Origin of the sequence: Exiguobacterium acetylicum, assembly GCF_022170825.1 — a bacterium.
GTDB classification, from domain to species: Bacteria; Bacillota; Bacilli; order Exiguobacteriales; family Exiguobacteriaceae; genus Exiguobacterium_A; species Exiguobacterium_A acetylicum_B.
This window is the reverse complement of the sequence record NZ_CP081878.1, coordinates 1,283,261-1,301,072: the sequence shown is the minus strand read 5'-3', so window position 1 is coordinate 1,301,072 and position 17,812 is coordinate 1,283,261. Positions and strand designations below refer to the sequence as shown.

At 46.2% G+C, this 17,812-nt stretch carries 20 protein-coding genes and 1 other RNA gene; 9 read left to right on the top strand and 12 right to left on the bottom strand.

From position 1 onward, the window contains the following. Positions 1 to 104: 104 nt before the first annotated feature. Positions 105 to 1,025, top strand: a complete 921-nt coding sequence (locus K6T22_RS06650; RefSeq protein ID WP_238239570.1) for a tetratricopeptide repeat protein — start codon at positions 105 to 107, stop codon at positions 1,023 to 1,025. Between the two features lie 155 nt (positions 1,026 to 1,180). Here K6T22_RS06650 and K6T22_RS06645 read toward each other — a convergent pair whose 3' ends face one another. Beyond that, complete coding sequence (locus K6T22_RS06645; protein ID WP_238239569.1) at positions 1,181 to 1,834, bottom strand: hypothetical protein; 654 nt, start codon at positions 1,832 to 1,834, stop codon at positions 1,181 to 1,183. A gap of 469 nt (positions 1,835 to 2,303) precedes the next feature. Here K6T22_RS06645 and K6T22_RS06640 point away from each other — a divergent pair, with 469 nt between their 5' ends. Next, positions 2,304 to 3,542 carry a hypothetical protein gene (locus K6T22_RS06640; RefSeq protein ID WP_238239567.1) on the top strand — a complete coding sequence of 413 codons (1,239 nt, stop codon included), beginning with the start codon at positions 2,304 to 2,306 and terminating at the stop codon, positions 3,540 to 3,542. A gap of 284 nt (positions 3,543 to 3,826) precedes the next feature. Here the strand turns inward: K6T22_RS06640 and K6T22_RS06635 are convergent, their stop codons facing one another. Continuing rightward, complete coding sequence (locus K6T22_RS06635; RefSeq protein WP_238239565.1) at positions 3,827 to 4,972, bottom strand: THUMP domain-containing class I SAM-dependent RNA methyltransferase; 1,146 nt, start codon at positions 4,970 to 4,972, stop codon at positions 3,827 to 3,829. Positions 4,973 to 5,083: 111 nt separating this feature from the next. Then, positions 5,084 to 5,457: RNase P RNA component class B (gene rnpB / locus K6T22_RS06630), an RNA gene on the bottom strand. Positions 5,458 to 5,591: 134 nt separating this feature from the next. Between rnpB and K6T22_RS06625 the strand changes: the two genes are divergently transcribed. Then, positions 5,592 to 6,035, top strand: coding sequence for a hypothetical protein (locus K6T22_RS06625; protein WP_238239564.1), 444 nt, complete (start codon positions 5,592 to 5,594; stop codon positions 6,033 to 6,035). A 47-nt stretch (positions 6,036 to 6,082) separates the two neighbouring features. On the opposite strand, the gene K6T22_RS06620 is transcribed toward K6T22_RS06625, so the two are convergent. From K6T22_RS06620 to K6T22_RS06605, 4 genes are all read right to left on the bottom strand, one after another. Beyond that, entirely contained in the window at positions 6,083 to 7,426 is a 1,344-nt protein-coding gene (locus K6T22_RS06620; protein WP_238239562.1) for a S8 family peptidase, read from the bottom strand. A 49-nt stretch (positions 7,427 to 7,475) separates the two neighbouring features. Further along, positions 7,476 to 7,889: a hypothetical protein gene (locus K6T22_RS06615; RefSeq protein WP_023467922.1), complete on the bottom strand. Its 414-nt coding sequence runs from the start codon at positions 7,887 to 7,889 to the stop codon at positions 7,476 to 7,478. A 59-nt stretch (positions 7,890 to 7,948) separates the two neighbouring features. Next, positions 7,949 to 8,641: a hypothetical protein gene (locus K6T22_RS06610; protein ID WP_238239561.1), complete on the bottom strand. Its 693-nt coding sequence runs from the start codon at positions 8,639 to 8,641 to the stop codon at positions 7,949 to 7,951. 69 nt (positions 8,642 to 8,710) lie between these two features. Beyond that, positions 8,711 to 9,706 (bottom strand): potassium channel family protein, encoded by a 996-nt coding sequence (locus tag K6T22_RS06605; protein WP_238239560.1) that lies wholly within the window; start codon positions 9,704 to 9,706, stop codon positions 8,711 to 8,713. A gap of 68 nt (positions 9,707 to 9,774) precedes the next feature. Between K6T22_RS06605 and K6T22_RS06600 the strand changes: the two genes are divergently transcribed. From K6T22_RS06600 to K6T22_RS06590, 3 genes are all read left to right on the top strand, one after another. After that, entirely contained in the window at positions 9,775 to 10,002 is a 228-nt protein-coding gene (locus tag K6T22_RS06600; protein ID WP_050677064.1) for a DUF1659 domain-containing protein, read from the top strand. Between the two features lie 36 nt (positions 10,003 to 10,038). After that, the gene (locus K6T22_RS06595) at positions 10,039 to 10,245 is read left to right on the top strand and encodes a DUF2922 family protein (protein WP_035408457.1); all 207 of its coding nucleotides are present in this window, start codon (positions 10,039 to 10,041) and stop codon (positions 10,243 to 10,245) included. A gap of 89 nt (positions 10,246 to 10,334) precedes the next feature. Then, complete coding sequence (locus K6T22_RS06590; RefSeq protein WP_029341391.1) at positions 10,335 to 11,228, top strand: hypothetical protein; 894 nt, start codon at positions 10,335 to 10,337, stop codon at positions 11,226 to 11,228. 101 nt (positions 11,229 to 11,329) lie between these two features. On the opposite strand, the gene K6T22_RS06585 is transcribed toward K6T22_RS06590, so the two are convergent. The 5 genes from K6T22_RS06585 to K6T22_RS06565 all read right to left on the bottom strand — a co-directional run bounded on the left by K6T22_RS06585 (position 11,330) and on the right by K6T22_RS06565 (position 15,455). After that, positions 11,330 to 12,400, bottom strand: coding sequence for a hypothetical protein (locus K6T22_RS06585; protein ID WP_238239559.1), 1,071 nt, complete (start codon positions 12,398 to 12,400; stop codon positions 11,330 to 11,332). A 12-nt stretch (positions 12,401 to 12,412) separates the two neighbouring features. Next, positions 12,413 to 13,231: a hypothetical protein gene (locus K6T22_RS06580; RefSeq protein WP_238239558.1), complete on the bottom strand. Its 819-nt coding sequence runs from the start codon at positions 13,229 to 13,231 to the stop codon at positions 12,413 to 12,415. Beyond that, positions 13,228 to 13,908 carry an ABC transporter ATP-binding protein gene (locus tag K6T22_RS06575; RefSeq protein WP_238239557.1) on the bottom strand — a complete coding sequence of 227 codons (681 nt, stop codon included), beginning with the start codon at positions 13,906 to 13,908 and terminating at the stop codon, positions 13,228 to 13,230. The genes K6T22_RS06580 and K6T22_RS06575 overlap by 4 nt, the downstream gene beginning before the upstream one ends. A 302-nt stretch (positions 13,909 to 14,210) precedes the next feature. After that, positions 14,211 to 14,633, bottom strand: coding sequence for a hypothetical protein (locus tag K6T22_RS06570; protein WP_050677057.1), 423 nt, complete (start codon positions 14,631 to 14,633; stop codon positions 14,211 to 14,213). 147 nt (positions 14,634 to 14,780) lie between these two features. Then, the gene (locus K6T22_RS06565; protein WP_238239556.1) at positions 14,781 to 15,455 is read right to left on the bottom strand and encodes a CPBP family intramembrane glutamic endopeptidase; all 675 of its coding nucleotides are present in this window, start codon (positions 15,453 to 15,455) and stop codon (positions 14,781 to 14,783) included. Positions 15,456 to 15,562: 107 nt separating this feature from the next. On the opposite strand from K6T22_RS06565, the gene K6T22_RS06560 reads away from it, so the two are divergent. The 3 genes from K6T22_RS06560 to K6T22_RS06550 all read left to right on the top strand — a co-directional run bounded on the left by K6T22_RS06560 (position 15,563) and on the right by K6T22_RS06550 (position 17,743). After that, entirely contained in the window at positions 15,563 to 16,246 is a 684-nt protein-coding gene (locus K6T22_RS06560; RefSeq protein ID WP_238239555.1) for a lytic transglycosylase domain-containing protein, read from the top strand. Between the two features lie 15 nt (positions 16,247 to 16,261). After that, on the top strand, positions 16,262 to 16,843 hold the full coding sequence (locus K6T22_RS06555; RefSeq protein ID WP_053453083.1) for a DUF1643 domain-containing protein: 582 nt from the start codon (positions 16,262 to 16,264) through the stop codon (positions 16,841 to 16,843). Positions 16,844 to 16,948: 105 nt separating this feature from the next. After that, positions 16,949 to 17,743 carry an SMI1/KNR4 family protein gene (locus K6T22_RS06550; protein ID WP_238239554.1) on the top strand — a complete coding sequence of 265 codons (795 nt, stop codon included), beginning with the start codon at positions 16,949 to 16,951 and terminating at the stop codon, positions 17,741 to 17,743. Positions 17,744 to 17,812: the final 69 nt, after the last annotated feature.

Below are 17,812 nucleotides of genomic sequence, written 5' to 3'. Positions count from 1 at the left end.
ATATCGACTCCTTTAGTGTTGGTACCTATAGAGTAGCAACACCGCTGTGACAGCTTGTCACACGCGTTCGTCCGCCCTATGATGAAAGAAAAGAGACAGAAAGGATGACCGAAATGATAACGAGTTATGCACGAGCGCAAGAACTCCAGCGCGCCATTCGGGAAACGACAGATCGAGATAAAAGAAGACAATTGGAAGACGAACTAACGAATCTGTATGTCCGCCAAGCGGAGTACTCGAAATTTTCGGAGACACCGGATTATGACGCAGCGCGTCGCGCATTGACTAAGGCAATCCGCCTTCGTCCGAAGCATCCGCTTGCGAATTATCGTATCGGCTATATTCATTATGTCGATCGTCAGTATGCGGAAGCGATTCGTCACTTCAGCCGAGCGCTCGACGGTACGGTCGATGCTGCTCTCAGTGACATCCAGACGACGCTGACGCATATGTTCGTCGTCAACTGCAGCATCTACCTCGCTCGCGAATCACTTGCTGAACTCGAATACCGCGAACATGAGGAGCACCCGGATGAAGCAGCACGACTCAATAAATATCGAAACGAGTTACTCGTTGAAGACGAGCAATTATTTGACCGTCTCTATTATCGAAAGATCCAAGATGGAATGGAGACATTAATCAATGAACGTTCGTTTCAGGAGTATCAGGCTGACGTTCAAGAAATCATCTTACGTAGCAGTTCAGAGGGAACCTTCGTCGAGTGGAAAAATCAAACCATCTTACTGAATCCGAACGGTTTCTTGACACTCTTCATGATTATGACGAACACGACGTCAACGTATCCTGCGCTAGCCGAGCGATTGACGGAATTGAGTGGTCAAGCGATTACGTACGATCATGTTCGCCAATTACTGCGTCGTTTACGAAGTGACCTATTTTTCTTCCAGGACATCGTCCAAACGACACCGCTTCGCATGAATGATGGCACGCGAATGAATGGCTTTTCTGTCGCTGATGGTGTGAAGGTGACGGTTTTATGTCGAGCGGACCATTTGTTGACGTAAAACTGTACATTGAATAAGTACATAACGTAAAGAAGACCGAATAATGATTTCGGTCTTCTTTACGTCTATTTCGTTTTGGAACGGCTACAAAACTATACGCAAAATCAATGACTCACTTTAATGAGTTTATAGCTTACTAAAACTATTCATTCTTCCTACTCGGGTTCATATAGTTCATCATTGACTTGATACGTGATGATTTCTTCTGGCATACTCCGAATGACGTTTTCTAACGAATTCACCGATCGATCGTTTGAACATATGAAAAAACCACATCCGTCATGACCAGGCTTGATAAGCACCGATGGAGGATTTCGATCAAACGAAGCAACTGACAGATATTGTTGAAACCCCCAATGTTGCCTTTCCTCAAACGTAAATTTTAAATTATCATAATTCGAAATCACGTAGAAGACATTCTCTTCTCCTAACCAGTACGTTTTACGAACGACGCGTCTGAGTGCTTCCTTGTTCTTTAACTCGACTGTAAAATAGACAAGCGGATCTAAATGATGTTTGCGATTCGGATAAACCGTTTGAATGGTATAGTCAACATCTTGTTGTTGAAAGAACTGCTGATGTCTTTCTCTTAATACATATTCATCTGAAAAATACAGATACAGCGGAAAATCATTTCGATGCTCTAAAAACTCAAACAAAATTTTCTTCGTCGGTGTAATACATTCGTCTCCCTCTGACGGACTTATTAAATATGCCGTTTTAATTGAATCATCCATATCTAAAAAGTGACCAAATAGACGCCCTAAATCACCCGTTACTTCATACTTTTCGATCCAGATCCTTGTCATGTTTTTCTCCCTCAGTATGTATAAGTACATCATTTATGTTTACCTTTTGACTACTATTCGCATCATCCTGCTTAAAAATATACTTTGTGCTAATCAAAAACTCTTTCAAAGTTTGTACTTTTTTTAAGTATGTCATTTCAAAGGGATTTTTTATATTGTCCTAATTTAATCTAGAGAGGTTCTTAAAAACTATGTAATGATTGTGCATTATCAATCATGTATATAATAAATGTAACTTTTGCATGTGCTCTTCCACGATAGAGACTATAATACTTGGAAATTAATGCAGTAACTACATTTCAATATTCATATACGTTAAGTATACGATTATTCGATGCGAAGATAGTTGTCCTATTGCTTAAATTTATGTCGTATAATAAACCATTTTGAGTTAGAATTAATATGGAAATTAAATTCATAAATGTACTAAATTAGGATTAAATTAATAATTACTGATGGAGGATACGTCGTGGACAATGAAAAGAAACGTACTTTTAAATATAGTCGTTATAACAGACGGACCATCCAGATGCGCTGGATTATCGGAATCCTTGCAGTTGTAATAATCGGGGGATCGTACTTTCTTGGGATGCATGCTAAATCTTCACAGGTTAAAAAGGAAAATCCTATCACAGAATCAAAAACAGAAAAAGCAAAACAAAAAAATGACACACCTGTAGCTTCTGATCCGAGAGACCTCGCCTCTTTCGGACATGGAACAAATGTAGAACAAACGAACAACGATTTTTCTCCAGAAGATGTCCAAAATGCTTTAGATACAGGGAAGCCTGTTGTTGAGAAAGCTATTTCATCCACAACCGAGTTAGTGAACCGTATTGTTAAAGAACAAAAAGAGATGAAAGAAACAGAACAACTTCGAATCAAAGATTTTCAAAAAACTGTCACCCAAGATGTGAGAGATCGAGTAGACGCGCAAGTTAAAGTACTAAACGAAGCTGCACAGATTGCCCATATGATGGCATCAGGTGCGTACATGGCGAAGAATGAAGACGTCCCATTCACAAATGTAGAAAACGTGATAGCTGAAAAACTCGAAACTCTTTCTCAGAACCTATTAGATATGGCATACAGCTTAGAGACGTATACGGTTTCTAAGAGTTTTGAAACATGGAACGAAGCTGAAAACTATTTACCTAATCGAGAAGAAAAAACTTTACGGGCAATTCCGCTTAATGAAGCTATCTTCAAAGCTTCTTCTACTGATGCTACTGAAACGAGTACTGGTGTTTCAAATGTAATGAACAAAGATGATGGAGAATTGATTGCAGAATTTTTAGATGGTCAATTTCAACTGACAGCCATGCTAAAAGAAGCGGATGAAAAATATTACGAGATGTCACTCGAATATCCAGTAGAAGCTGACGATTTAACAACTGGCGATTCTTTGTCTCTCATGGTAAATGGTATGTCGGAAAAAATCATAGGCATTCAGAAATCGCTCACAGCAGATAGAGATATCAAACACATCGCCAACGCCTTGTCGACTACGATCATTGAGATGCAATCCACTGCGTCTGAATTAGTGAGTTCGGAAAGACTACTTAAGAGTGATGAGATGGAAACGCGTCAGGACGGATACTATAGAGGACAAGAAGCTATCCAAAATTTGAACGACTTGAACAGCAATTTAGATACATCCGGATTTACCTCGCTAGATTTAACTACACCCGATATCGACGGCAATTAAAAAGGTTTACACTGAAGGCACTCAGGTGCTTTTTCTTTCTGACAGAAACAGAACATAAGTATGTAAAAAAGTTATGATTTGAAAATTTCTTAACAATCGAACTGGCATTAAAAACTTCAGTACAATCCGAAATGTCATCCAAAAAAGACTTGGTGATTTTGATTCGAGCAGCTTTTGAAACGCAAAGAAACCGCTCAACCGAGCGGCTCATAACATTTTGGCGAAAAAAATAAAAAAGTGGGAACTGAGTGGGAACTGGCGCCCACTCATCTCTCACAAATGGCTTAAGACTGCGGTCTTTTCCGACGCAAACCATAATATTGATAGAACTGAACTTCAATATTTCCGTTATAGAGCTTCCGGCGTTTCGTCGCTGGGCGACCGTACGCTTTTTCGAACTCAACATACGACGTGATCATGTAGACACTGTAGTATGGGAATTCTTTATACGCTGTTCCAATCTTGCGGTAGAGCTGATGGACTTCACGTGCATCTTCCAAACGTTCCCCGTACGGCGGGTTCCCGATGATGACACCGAAGTCTTCCTTCGGTTTGAAGTCTGCAGCGTCGCGTTGCATGACGTTGATCGCATCGCGGACGTCTGCGAGTTCTGCGTTTGTTTTCGCAAGCTTGACCATCTCTGGATCGACATCGCTTGCGTAAATCTTCAATGGTTTGTCCCACTCTGCTTTTTCGTTCGCTTCGTTGATCGCATCAAACCATGCCTTCTTCGGAATGCATTTCCATTCCTGTGAGACGAACTCGCGGTTGATCCCTGGTGCGATATTACGCCCGATCATTGCTGCTTCGATCGCCAGCGTACCTGAACCAGTGAAGACATCGTAGAGCGGCATGTCCGGCTTCCAGTTCGTCAGCATCAGCATCGCTGCTGCCATCGTTTCTTTTAGTGGGGCTGCTGAATGGAACTCACGGTAGCCGCGTTTGTGCAATGCGTCGCCTGACGTATCGATCGTTAATGTTGCGATGTCTTTTAACAAGGCGACTTCGATCGGATAGCTCGCGCCTGTCTTCGGCAACCATTCCGTTCCTTTGTTGTACGCTTCTTGCATGTGCGAGACGATCGCTTTCTCGGTGATCTTCTGACAGTCACGGATCGAGAAGAGCTTCGACTTGACCGAACGACCGTTGACGATGAAGTTCGCATCCCACGGCATCAATTCGTGCCATGGCAGTGCCTTAACTTGATCGAACAATTTTTCGAATGTCGTCGCGCGGAACTCGGCAACGACGAGTTTGACCCGGTCCGCTGTCCGAAGCCACATGTTCAAACGGGGAATGTCCTCCATCTCACAATCGATGTAGACCTTTCCGTCCTCGACCGTACATTCATACCCTAACGCACGGACTTCTTTTGCGACGAGCGCTTCGATTCCCATCGCCGCTGTCGCGATGACTAAGCGTTTTGCCATATCGCGTTCACTCCTTTATCATTTCTTCCACTGAATCGTTTCATTGCAATAAAAAAAGAGCCCAGGGTGGACCTGGACTCTCGTTCAACTTAAAAATAACAGCCTATGTGGTCCTGTAAGCCATGTTCTGTTCCTTAGTGTTTCAAACGGTTTGACCCTCACACGCAGGCGACAATCATCTATCTCCGTATTTGCATACGCTCTCCTTCGCGTTCAATTCCGCTCCGGAAATTCCCCTACCAAATTTGGGTTTCTCGCTCGTGGGGTTTACCTCGTTCCACCTTCATGGTTTCCCATGAAGCTCCGTCACTGTGGCACCTTCAAGAAGTTTCGGCCATATCCGAAGACTTAGGCGTTCCTTCTGCCGTCAGCTTGACGCTGCCTACACTTATCTTTTTGTGTAGCACGATCACTACAGCCATCGCAGGCTGTGCGAGCATGGACTTTCCTCAAAGCACCGAAATGCCCCGCGATTGTCCGAACCAACATAGTCACTGCTTATGAGTGTAGCGTAGATGCCGCTTTCCTGCAAGAGGCAATTCTCGTTTTATAAACGAAAAAGTTGCGTCTCTGCCTCATTTCACGGTATAGTACAAGAGTTCAGAAGGGGGCATGTAGCATGAAAAAACGACGCTCTGGTACGAACCGGCGAACGGTTCGCAAGTTGACGTTCTTGATTGAGATCGACGAGATCAAGGCACTTCATCTGCGAAACGGCATCTTCGCCTTCTATCGTCAAGGAGAGCTCATCCACGCGTTCGAGCCGTTTAACGTCAAGGCGCCCGATGCACTCTCAAAACGTAGCTATCATTTCGATCAACACGATATCTTGCTTATGAATGAACGTTTCCCTGAGCAAATCCCGTTGTATGATGATGCAATGACGTTACGCTCTTGGGCTGACCAGGTCGCTTATGGTTTATATCAATTGATCGATTCCAGTCGTCTGTCGTTCGTCCATGAGGATGACACAGGATACAAGATGGAAGCGATGATCACGTGGACTGGAGAGGCAATGACGCCTCCGACGCCCGTCTATAAAAAAGGAAAAGACCCGAAGTAACCTCCGGGTCTCGTACGGCGCTTCTCACTATGTGAGTAGCGCTTTTTTTATTTCACAGTCAATAATCGTTCAACGGTGCGCGTATGACGTCCGCCTGTCGTAGTAAAGACGAGCTTGTAAGACCCCTTCTCTTTCAACTTGTACGTAAATTTATGTGTCCCATTTCTTAAATTCGATTGCGTGAACGTTTTGACAACTTTGCCATCCTTATACAGACGCGTCGTCGTCTTCGCACTCGCATATTCATCGAAGTAGAACGAAAACAGCTGATTCGGCTTCACCGTTGACGGCAACGAAATCTTCGAGATCGGTGCCGGCAGTGTCGCAAGGATGCCGGCATTTAAGCGACCGGTTCCGTAATGCGACTTCGTATCGCCTGATTTTTTTGATGCCGCAGCGTATAACTTGCTACGCATCGTCGTGTTCGAGACGAACGGATTTTTTGATTTCGCAAGTGCGAGGACACCACTAACAACGGGAGTCGCCATCGACGTGCCATCGAGATAGCCATATTTATTGCCGACGATCGTCGAGTAGACACCTTCGCCTGGTGCCATAATGTTGAGTCCTTTACCATAGTTCGAGAACGTCGAGGCGCGACCGAGAGTACCGACCGAGCCGACAGCAACGACTTGACTCATCGAGCCCGGGAAGAGGACTTTGCCCTTCCCATCGTTTCCTGCCGCCCCGACGACGAGAATGTTCTTCGCTTCTGCTTTTTTAATCGCAGACTCCATATACGGATCGTATTCGTATTGTCCGAGCGACAGATTGATGACGTCTGCCCCTTGCTCGATTGCATACAAAATACCGTCGCCGATATCGATTGATCCGGCAAATTCTCCATCGAAGACATCAGCCCCAATCAATTTAACACCAGATGCGACACCAACGATTCCTTGACCGTCTTCACGTGCCCCAACGATTCCCGCGACGTGTGTCCCGTGGTCGTCGGGTTTGCGGATTCCAGAGATCGTCGTTGTTTTATAGATGACATCTTTGAACTCACGGTGTTTCGTATCAATCGCATCATCGATAATCGCGACGCGAACATCTGATTTACCACGGCTATACTTCCAGTACGTAGGAATGCGTGACTGATCAAGATATGTTTGTTGGAACTGGGCAGAATCCGTCGCTTTTTTGACTTCCGTAATCGGAATCAAATCAGCATCGATGTCCTCTTCCTCGAGATGCGCAAGTGGCTCGACGAGTGAGAAGCCTTTTTGTTTTAAGGCGCGAAGCTCAGTCAGTCCTTGATTCGCTAACCACTCTTGTTTTTGTTGTTCTGTAAACGATGGGTCGTATTGTACATATTGAGACTGCGCGAAAGCAGACGTTGGCATGGCGACGATTGTCGCTAGCGTGAGTAGTGCAAGTTGCTTTTTCATGGGAACCCTGCCCTTCTCTGTTTACGCGCCGACCGAAGAATCGTCTGGACTAAAGCGGAACCGTACCGTCCGGTTCTTCGCTGACTTCAAAAGGAATGATCTTTCCGATCGTCACGTAAGCATAGTAGCGTGCAAGGACCGCACGCCAACGCGTTGCATCGATGCCCGTCAGGTCTTCACCTAATGGAGAACCGTCGAACGTCTCGAACTGCTGGCAAAAGAACGCTTCTTCCTCTTCATGCCACGTTACTTCCTCACCGATGAACCCGGTCGAAAAGCGGACGAAGTCCGCAATCGAGGGTCCGATCACTTCTGCAGGTAAACGTTCGCTCATCCGTCCGACCAGTTCATACCGGTCGCGTTGTGCTTGTTCCGCTTCTTCGATCGAATGACACAATAGCACTTCACGATTTATTTCTACTAACACGACATAGTCACCACTCGGTAAATTGACGTGAATCATCCCTACACCCCTTGGATTGGATTCGTGCGGCTTCTAGGTGTCATTTTTTCTTCGATAATTTATAATGTCCATTTTCGATCAAACGTTAATTCAATCGGCTCGTTATCTTTCGACTTTAACATACCGACCCGTGTCGTTTCAATTTGATCGATGAGATCTGGTTGACGCAGCGACTGGATTTCCTTTGATGAACCGGCTTCAATTCGGTCTCTGTACGGGGCAAGCAACTCTTGTTGATTACTCGCGAGTGCGTACCAGGCAAGGCGAGCGAATGGTTCATCCTTCGCTGTTTCGAGCGCATAACTCTCGAAAATATCTGGAAGATAACTGCTAAATTGATCAAGTGCGTCGATTCGTTCTGCGACGTCTAAAATCGTCAACCAACTTGGGAGTGATAATAACGATTCACTCGACCACCAGTCCAGTAAATCGACATGTTCTTTAAGTAATTGCTGGGTTTCTGATCGATCAATCATATGTTGTAAGGTCTGGATGAGTTCGTTCCAAGCGAGCGACCAATATTCCTCTGACGGATTAGCTGAGAGGAAGAATTGACGATAGACCGTCAGTAATTCGGAAACATCCGTTAATGGTTCGACTTCTAAGCGTTGATTAAACCGACTAACTGCTTTTGTAAAATAACTTGGTTCAAGTGTCAGTGCCATATAGAGTAATTTGGGCGCATTTTTAATTTCGCCTTGGTCGACCGTCTCAAATAATTCTTGAATCCATTCTGGTTGTGGTTGTGTCATAATCTTTTTCCTCCGTTTAGTAAATTTGTTTACTATACCCGAAAAAAGATTAGTTAAATCATGTCCTCCTTAAATCGCTCCGATTCGTTTCGCGGTTTCTTCTGAACATAAAACAATCAGCGTTCCGTTTTTTGGAATCGATTCATCCAGACGTTGGTTCAAATCAAGCCGTTTTCCGTCGGATAAAATCGTCACACCTTCCTCAAGTAAGGCATGGAACGCATCGCGGTATGTCATCCATTCCGGTCTTGTCGGAATCGAGAACATCCCCTCGCCATCCTTCGTCAACAAGTTTGTCACGACCTTCGTCACACCAGGATGATGCGACGCGAGAATCGCCATCCGGGCAATCGTCTCGTCGCCGAGCAAGACTTCATCGACTTTGACCTGTTCGAAACTATCGAGGTGTTCCTCAAGCATCATCTCAACGATTGTATAAATGTTCGGATTCGCCCGTTCGATGCTTGACGCAATCAAGAGCGTCCGTCCATCCGCATGGACCGGTGGAATCGAATGATCGGCGAGGACGATCGCACGAACCGCTTTTTCAATGTGTGCTCGCTCGAGCGTTGACGTCAGTGCCGGGTCACCACAGACGTAATGAAACCGTGGGTGACTGAATGGCTCGCGCTCTAAATCATCGACGAGGACGACATCCGTATGTTCGAGTAATGACTCGATGACGTGCTTCGAACGGCGACTGTACCCGAAGACGACTGTATGCCCTGTTTCCTTCACTTGCAACAACCCTCTTTCCTTTTGATTACGAATCAACTGAACTCCATCGACCAGTTTTGAGATTAATCCACCGACGATCCCGATCCCGAAGATGAAGACGAAGATCGTCAGAATCCGACCGGTATCGGAATTCGGGAAGAAGTCTCCGTATCCGACTGTGACGACGGTCGTCATCGTCCAGTAGACGGCACGGAAGTAGGATCCGAACGTTTCCGGTTCCAGCGCATACATGATTCCTGCGACACCGAAGACAAAGATCAAGGACGCATACCCAAGCGTCCGCATCCGTAGAAACGAGACTTTTCGTAAAAAACGTAACCAGACCATGTTTTTTTCATTCCTTTCGAACAATCTGGTCTCTTGCCCTGTCAATAAGGGCGAAGGAGGTGATACACATGACACAAGCAGAAGAGATCAAAACGAGTCTCGTCATCGTCTTCGAACGCAAAGACAAAGTGACAGCAAACGGCGATGCCGTCGTTGCTCGTCGCCGCTACAACGGCTTACGTTCGAATCTTCCAGCAGACGTCGTCGCTTCGATTGGTCAAGCGGTCGGCAATTTGCTTGAAGGACGTTACGCGCTGACGGAAATCAGCCGTGACTACGCTTTACTGAAGGCATAACCCATCCCCTACATTTCATGAAAGGAGTGACCACTGATGGAACATACGATCGTCCTGACTTTTGATACGGTGACGAAAAAACCGTATCGCTTACGCATCGCTGGTGCGAAGGAGAACGCGACTGTTGCTGAGATCAAAGCAATCGGAGATTTGTTCGTCGCCCATGACCCGTTCATGAACGGCGTCACACGCCTCGCGTCCGCCGAATTACAAAACAGTTCAGAATCGCCATTCGTCTTGTAAGCTTTTTCAGACCATCGTCACGGGATTACGTGACGATGGCTTTTTTTTGGTATACTAGAAACATCAACCAGCTGAAAGGAAGTCAATTTATGGCCAAACGCCCACTCACTCCTCGCGAATGCGAACTCGTCGTCTGTAGTCTCTACGTAATGGAACTCATCCCGTTCGAAGGTATCATGGAACGTCTCGAATCCATTACGCTGCGAGACATCATCGGCCCCGTCGCACGTGGCGAATCGACGCGGGAGCAAGCTGCTGACGCGCTTGACCAGTACATCAAGGTTCGACGTCGCCGGTTCCGTAACGTCCCACCAGAGCACCTCTGGTCGCTTGACGACCGGATTGAACAGGAAGCACTGCGGATGATCCGCAAGCGCTCGCCACTCTCGGCAGGAGAAAAGCTTCAGCCGAAAGCCATTCCCCATGAAATGGGTGATACGGTCGAGATGAAAGTGACTGAAATCCAAGATCGCAACAATAAAGTGACCTTGATCGGGAAAGTCGGTAATGTCACGGCGAAGCTCCCGGTCGCGAACCGTCAAGCCTATAAAGGCAATAAGACGATCTCCGCTTGGATCACGGGTGTCGAAAAGAAACCCGCCTTACTTCATCTGTCGACATCTGATTACGGCAAACACCAACCGTCGGAAGACGTCAAGGCAGCATATGCGACTGCTGTCGCAGCGTTACGTCTTTATTTCGAGACGAACGAACTCCCGACGACCGAAGAAGTCGATCTCGCGAAATCATTATTCCAGCGGATGATCCGTCGCGATCAAAACGATTGGTTTACGGTATACGTCGCAATGGGTCGCCCGCAACTCGATCACGTCCGCCGCTGGGTCAAGGTCATTCAGATGCTCGCCCGCTCACTGCGCGGAGACGAGGAAGCGACACAACAGCTCGCTTCACAGGAAGATCGTTTCTTCAAGGATGCCTTATTGCGTGCCTGTAAAGCAGCAGAGAAAAATTTCACTTCTTGATGCTTTCGCCTTATGATGGATCGATTCCTAGTTAAATCTAAAAAAAGAACGCTTCGGACCGGATAACTTTTTCCGGTGCAAAGCGTTTTTTCATTCGCTGATCATTGAATCGCAAAATCGTAGATACTTGTTCCTTTTTTGTGATTTGCATCTTTGATTTCACCTTGATACATCAGGTGCTCATTCTTCAGATCAATCACGGACATTTGGAATCCATCGTTCGTCTCGGATGCGAGATAAAGCTGCATCTCGTCCGTTGAGTCCAACCAATCGATCTTTTTCATAACAAGCGGACTACTGACGCTATGCTCAGATAATTGCTTCGCTTCCAAATCGAACTTCGACCATTCGATTCGCTTCGTTTCCCCTTCCGGTAGACGGAATCCGATTAAATAACGACCGTTCGCATATGGTGTATAACCGATTTCTTGCTGATTTAACTCCTTGATGGACTGAGCGCTTTTTCCGTCATCGAGGAAATAAGATAGTTTGGTGTTCTGTTCATCGCTGTCAGACGGTTGTTCCGTGTAGACAACCTCATTTTGATGAATCGCTAAAAATTGGCGAGAATGGTTAGGCGTCACTGATTTTTGAAGAACGATTTCTTCGACCTGGTCGCCTGCTAAATCGAGCACAAGGAGTTTTGTTTCCATGGGCTGATCGACACGATCGAGTTGAATATAGACCTTCATCGCCTGTTTATCAACGACACTTGCTTGCAAGTCCGTCCCCGTCTCAAGTTTCGTCTCATATTTAAATGTTTTCTCAAACATTTCCTTTGTCTTAAACGTAAACATCTTAAATTGCAGTCTATTGTGTTTGATTTGAATCGCATACTCCGATTGTTCATCTCCACTGACGTTCGTTTCCATTTGCGTCGTGAAAGTATAATATTCGTCTGGTAAAGCCGTCATTCCATCCTTACGGAATAGTTGTCCGACGTATGAGTTTGACTGTTTTTCGATGTCTCCATTTGCATTGACATCATAAATCGTCGAGCGCATGCCTTTCGTCTGTAAACGTAAATTAAAATTTTCGATTTCCGAAGATTTTCCACTGACGGTCTTAAGGGACAAGTCTGCGCCTTGGATTGAAAGCGTATAACCGATGTAGCTTCCGATTGTAACGAGAATGATCAATCCATAGATCAGAAGGTGACGATATCGTTTCATGAGATTTCTCCTTTAAACGGATAGGCGCGTCTGGACTAACCGCAGATTTTTGTACGACACATATAACGTCAAGAGCACAACGTATCCAAAATAAAATTGCATGTGCAATTGACTCAAATCGTTCGAAATAGCTGTTAATGTCACACCTATGACGAACCAACCACCAATTAAGGCAACGCCATGTAATCCGACGAGTAAGAACGCTTTTCCTCTACGGAATGATCGTTCAAGTAAAACTGTCATGAAGACGAACGAGATGACGATGAATGTCATCAGTAAAATGAATAAAATGTCAGTTGGGTACATCGTATAGAACAACTTCATGTAGAAGGAGTATTCGTTGATGCTGGCTGTGACCTGTTGAGCATCTGGCAATAGCCATAAGTAAAGATTGCGACTAAGTAACAACAACACCCACTGGATCCCGATCAGACTAGCAACGACGAGAAGAACGGCCGTCAGTTTTGATGCAACAATCGCCCGGCGTGAACCAGGTAACAACAGCAATCTGTAGATGTATTTCGTCTCGCCCATCCAGTCGCGGTACCAAATCCAGAACGCGAACAAGAGGATCATCCCCATCGCTAATACGATGATTGAATCGTAAAAATCCGTTGCCTGTGCGAAGGTCAACGCACCACCTGCTCGCGCGATCGCATCCATTTCTGATATCTGATCAATCCGCATCGTTTTTTCGATCGTGCTTTGATAATCGTAAATCTGATAGAGCAGTGACGCGATTTCCGCGACAATCAATCCTGAAATCAACAACACCAGTAATTTCATGCTCCGTTTCAGTTCTTCATTCGTTAATAATAACCAGCGTTTCATCCTTGATATACCTCCCGCATCCGGTCCTGGACCGATTGATGATGACGTCCGCGCAGCTCATCCGTCTCTTTGACTTCGACGATTTTCCCGTCCCGTAAGAACAACACTCGGTCAATCACCTGCTCGACCTCGGCAATTTCGTGAGTCGTCATCAGGATGCTCCGTCCTTCCATGAACTCACTTGAGAAAATCCAAGCAATCTGTTCCTTCATGAAGAGATCAATTCCTGCGAGCGGTTCGTCGAGTAATATGTACGGTCGATCGAGGGCGAATCCTAAGACGAGATTGAACTTCGCCTTGTTCCCTTTTGATAAGTTCGCCATTTTATCCGTCGTAAACAGCTGGAACGTCTGCAGCAGTCGTTCCGCTGTCTCTTGATTCCAGTCTGGATAATGATCCGCCATATACGTGAGCGCTTGTCCGATCGTCATATAGCTCGGCATCGTCTGAAGATCAGGCACGAACGCGATCTGGTCGCGCGACGTTTTACCGTCGACCGTCACCGTCCCGGCATCTACCGGAATCAGACCGAGAATTGCTTTTAAAATCGTCGACTTCCCTTCCCCGTTCAAGCCAATCAGACATGTCACTTCGTTTAGACCGACAGAGAACGTCACGTCACGTAAGACCTGTTTTTTTCGTCCGTATCGCTTTTGTAACCCCTTCACTTCAAGCACTAGAATTCCCCTCCTCAATTCCTACCATTGTATTAAGACAATAGTACATCTGTTAACTGTATGGTACATGCCATACAGTCTAGCGTCAACCTGTTTTTTCCTGCTATCATCCAGAAAATGAAAAAGAGCCGGACAATCATGTCCGACTCCGCGAGTATTTCGACTTCATTTCTACTTTTTATATCCGGAAGAAAGGAAACCGATTTGTTCACTCGAAATCACTTCCCAGGAAAACGATTCGAGATGAACAAAAAAGAGAGGACGCCCTGATGGACGTCCTCTCTGAACACGTGACTGGTGTTTCAATAAATATCAATCGTTGACTCCAGTGCTCGGCATGTCCGACGCACGGTCGGTAAGAAGTCGGTCCGTTTTGCGACACCGCCTTCAATCTGTACATGCTGAATGCCTTTCGTCCGCTGCATCGCTGTTAAGACGGTGACCAGCTCGATGAACCAATTCGAGATCAGTTCGACGACCTGTTCGTCAAAAGCGGCAGCACCATACACATCATACCCGTTCTCGCAGAGATGGTTCGGGAAGCGGGCTTTGAACCGATGAATCAAAGTGTCCGTCGTCGGAATTAAAAATTCATCATAGACAACACGTTGTTCGGCATCAAGCGTTTGTTCTGTCACACCATCCATCATCAAATGTGGCTGATTGCCGATATTCAATGTCCAACTCGTCTTCTTTCGCTCGCCAGTGGAAGTGATCGTTCGCATGGTTTTATCCATCTCCTTTTGATGTGTAAGCGTTTACCTTCTCATTCTACCTGTCATTTGACCTGTTCTGCAACCGTCAACTTGACCAATTTAAACGATGACTTCGCTTGACATTCAGTCTACCAAATTCAACGCTTTTTGACGATGTCAGGAATTAACATCGTCCTTGTAAATGTAGACGGCAATGAGGTCGATTAAGACATGGATGATGATCAGCGGCCAAAGTGTCTCGAGTGCTAGGTACAAGTAACCGAACCCTGCCCCAATCAGTCCCGTCACGAGGATTGCGAACCACCCTTGATAACGATGAGCGACACCGAACAAAATTGCCCCGATCCAGACGAAACTAACGTCAGAAAACGGTAAAAATAGTCCGAGCGTATGAAAGAGAAACCCACGATAAATCAACTCTTCCGTCACACCTGCCATCAGCGCGACCATCTGGAATCCGGTCCGTTCCTCCTTCGTTCGTGGCAAAATTAGCTGTTCCGCCTCACTTTGATAGAGTGGCAACAGTCGTTTGCGAAACGCCGGAACGGTTGCTGTCAAGATGAGGACGATGAATAGAAAAACGATCATTCCAATCGTCGCGTACCAGACGGGACCACTTGGGACAAAAAACGTTAACCCGACTTCTTGCAATGTCGTACCACTGATCAGCGTTCCACCGACAAGCAACAGACATAAGATCCCGCTTGACTGGACCATCGAGGGATAAAATTCCTTGCGTGGGACGATCGTCAAATCGACCGGACGGACTGCCGCGATGATTGAAAGGACGACGAGCAATCCGAGTAAAAAACCATTTACGAAGAGATACATGACTTCGACTCCTTTTTTGATTCCACACTCCCGTCACAGAAAGTGCTATTAGACCCTACTAAAATATGATACCATTCAGTGGAATCCTATATAGAGGAGAGAACAATATGCGAAAAGTTTTTCGAATCAGCATCTTGTTCGTACTGTTCGCCCTCATCGTCAGCAGCTTCATCTACTGGCAAAATCGGGAACGTGTTCAAAATGAAATGTATCGTACGTATTATGGACAGCATGGCGTACCTGCCGAGAACATCGACATCTACGAACAAGCCGCGGCACGTTACGGCATCGACTGGAAGCTACTCGCCTCCATCCATCGCGTCGAGACGATTTTCTCGAACTCGTCAGCGATGCAATCGTCCGTTGGCGCCATCGGTCCATTCCAATTCATGCCGAAAACATGGGTCGGTTGGGGATACGAAGGTGGCACGTCGCTCGGTGACATCGAGCATGACGGCATTGACGTCACGGATCCAAAATCCATCGAGAAGTATGGTGGTCTTGGAGTTGACGCGGACGGCGACGGGAAAGCCGATCCGACAAGTCTCGTCGATAGCGCCCACACGGCAGCGAAATACCTGAAGCAACACGATGTCACACAGACATCCGACCGAGACACGCTCGCGACAGCACTGTTTGAATACAATCGCAGTGAACAATATGTCTCTGACGTGCTCGCCCAATACGATCGTTACCAGCAACAAGTCGAGGCGATCGATGCGAACGATCTCGACCTCAAGAAGAAGACACTCGCGTTCTTCCTTCGCATCAGCTCACGTTTGACCAATTAAAAGGAGGCACCACCCATGACACCAGCCGATTCTTCCGAACTCTTGATTGAGGAATCGTCGATCCGCGTCCAGACGACGTTTGATCGAGACAAGACGAAACGCTATTTACGCAGCTACATCTTTGACGACATCGCAGAAGGTACGCACGTCGCCGCTTTAATCTACACACCACGGACGACGGACGCCTTTCTCTCTGGAACGACGACACAACGTGCGTACAATTTGATGAAGAAATATGTCAGTGATCCTGTTAAACAATATGACATCATCAGTTTGATGCCCGACCTGCTCGTCAGCGAGGATCTGCCGTTCGCGCAAGCGAGCTTCGATGAGACGAACTATGAGTTCGTTGCGAAGACCCTTGCCGATGTCAAAGCAAAAAATGGCGTCGTCCTTTGTGGCTGGGGTTCTCCTGGTCGTCTGATGCACCATTTGCCGGCTTACGAAGATCTGTTCAATGAATATGCCGATATTTTGTATTGCTCCGGTATTACGAACAAAGGCGAACCAAACCATCTGCGTTTGACGATGGACGACAGCCCGATGATCACGTACAACGACATGAAACAAAAAGCGAAAAAATTACGTCGTAAATGACACAAAAGACCCTTCCATAACGGAAAGGGTCTTTTTTTGAAACATTTTCCAAATCTTTCGCGTATAATCAAGGTCTACATACTACATAGCAAGGAAGGTCATACAATGGCATTTTGGGATGAAGAGTTACAAGAAGAAACGATGATTTCAGTTAATGAAGCAGACATTAAACGAATCGAGCAAGCCGTTAACGGTCGACTTCCTGCCCGTTACCTCGAACAGATCCGGGAACAAAATGGCGGTTCTCCAGAGGCAATGGCCGTAATGGTCGAGTTCGAGAATACATGGTCGGACGAAGAAACGGGATTACACCTCCCACTCCGCTCCATGACGTCATTATCATTCGAACGGTATCTGAACGAATTGTCGGTTCTTCGGGAATGGGGTGTCGAAGGAAACGTCATGACGTTCGCAGAAGGAGAAGGTAGCTATTTTTGGTACTTCCACTACACGGAAGCTGCTGAGCCGACTGTCTGGTGCCTCGACATTTCGGACGAGACGACACATTTCGTTGCGGCGACCTATGACGAGTGGTTAACGAAGCTGAGTCTCGATGTTCCAGAAGTAGTTGAATCGGATGTCGTATTTCTGACGTTACCTGAAATCAAGGACATCCTCCGTGGTGAGGATGAGAACGAAAAACTCCTCGCCTACTCCCACTGGATGATTCTCGATGAAGAACAAGAAGAACTCATCGAAGCATTTATGACACTAATCGAACGAAACGACCAGCCTGATTTCCTCGACTCCTATGCGTATTACCTCATGGAAGTGTTGACGAACAACCCTGAGTTGTTAGAACAGAAACGAGCCGACGTCACGGCTTTGATCCTCAGTAAAGGTGATGCTCTTGATGCAGAGGATCTGTTGTCTTGGATGGACGAAGAAGAAGAGTTATGACCTAAACAATAAAGCCAGTATTCCTCGTCCATACGGATGACGAATACTGGCTTTTTTATATGCCTATCA

What these genes read in the sequence shown, in the direction of transcription:
- K6T22_RS06650 (WP_238239570.1), top strand. Translation starts at nt 105, where the DNA reads ATGACCGAAATGATAACGAGTTATGCACGAGCGCAAGAACTCCAGCGC.
- K6T22_RS06645 (WP_238239569.1), bottom strand. Translation starts at nt 1,834, where the DNA reads ATGACAAGGATCTGGATCGAAAAGTATGAAGTAACGGGTGATTTAGGG.
- K6T22_RS06635 (WP_238239565.1), bottom strand. Translation starts at nt 4,972, where the DNA reads ATGGCAAAACGCTTAGTCATCGCGACAGCGGCGATGGGAATCGAAGCG.
- K6T22_RS06625 (WP_238239564.1), top strand. Translation starts at nt 5,592, where the DNA reads ATGAAAAAACGACGCTCTGGTACGAACCGGCGAACGGTTCGCAAGTTG.
- K6T22_RS06620 (WP_238239562.1), bottom strand. Translation starts at nt 7,426, where the DNA reads ATGAAAAAGCAACTTGCACTACTCACGCTAGCGACAATCGTCGCCATG.
- K6T22_RS06615 (WP_023467922.1), bottom strand. Translation starts at nt 7,889, where the DNA reads ATGATTCACGTCAATTTACCGAGTGGTGACTATGTCGTGTTAGTAGAA.
- K6T22_RS06610 (WP_238239561.1), bottom strand. Translation starts at nt 8,641, where the DNA reads ATGACACAACCACAACCAGAATGGATTCAAGAATTATTTGAGACGGTC.
- K6T22_RS06605 (WP_238239560.1), bottom strand. Translation starts at nt 9,706, where the DNA reads ATGGTCTGGTTACGTTTTTTACGAAAAGTCTCGTTTCTACGGATGCGG.
- K6T22_RS06600 (WP_050677064.1), top strand. Translation starts at nt 9,775, where the DNA reads ATGACACAAGCAGAAGAGATCAAAACGAGTCTCGTCATCGTCTTCGAA.
- K6T22_RS06595 (WP_035408457.1), top strand. Translation starts at nt 10,039, where the DNA reads ATGGAACATACGATCGTCCTGACTTTTGATACGGTGACGAAAAAACCG.
- K6T22_RS06590 (WP_029341391.1), top strand. Translation starts at nt 10,335, where the DNA reads ATGGCCAAACGCCCACTCACTCCTCGCGAATGCGAACTCGTCGTCTGT.
- K6T22_RS06585 (WP_238239559.1), bottom strand. Translation starts at nt 12,400, where the DNA reads ATGAAACGATATCGTCACCTTCTGATCTATGGATTGATCATTCTCGTT.
- K6T22_RS06580 (WP_238239558.1), bottom strand. Translation starts at nt 13,231, where the DNA reads ATGAAACGCTGGTTATTATTAACGAATGAAGAACTGAAACGGAGCATG.
- K6T22_RS06570 (WP_050677057.1), bottom strand. Translation starts at nt 14,633, where the DNA reads ATGCGAACGATCACTTCCACTGGCGAGCGAAAGAAGACGAGTTGGACA.
- K6T22_RS06565 (WP_238239556.1), bottom strand. Translation starts at nt 15,455, where the DNA reads ATGTATCTCTTCGTAAATGGTTTTTTACTCGGATTGCTCGTCGTCCTT.
- K6T22_RS06560 (WP_238239555.1), top strand. Translation starts at nt 15,563, where the DNA reads ATGCGAAAAGTTTTTCGAATCAGCATCTTGTTCGTACTGTTCGCCCTC.
- K6T22_RS06555 (WP_053453083.1), top strand. Translation starts at nt 16,262, where the DNA reads ATGACACCAGCCGATTCTTCCGAACTCTTGATTGAGGAATCGTCGATC.
- K6T22_RS06550 (WP_238239554.1), top strand. Translation starts at nt 16,949, where the DNA reads ATGGCATTTTGGGATGAAGAGTTACAAGAAGAAACGATGATTTCAGTT.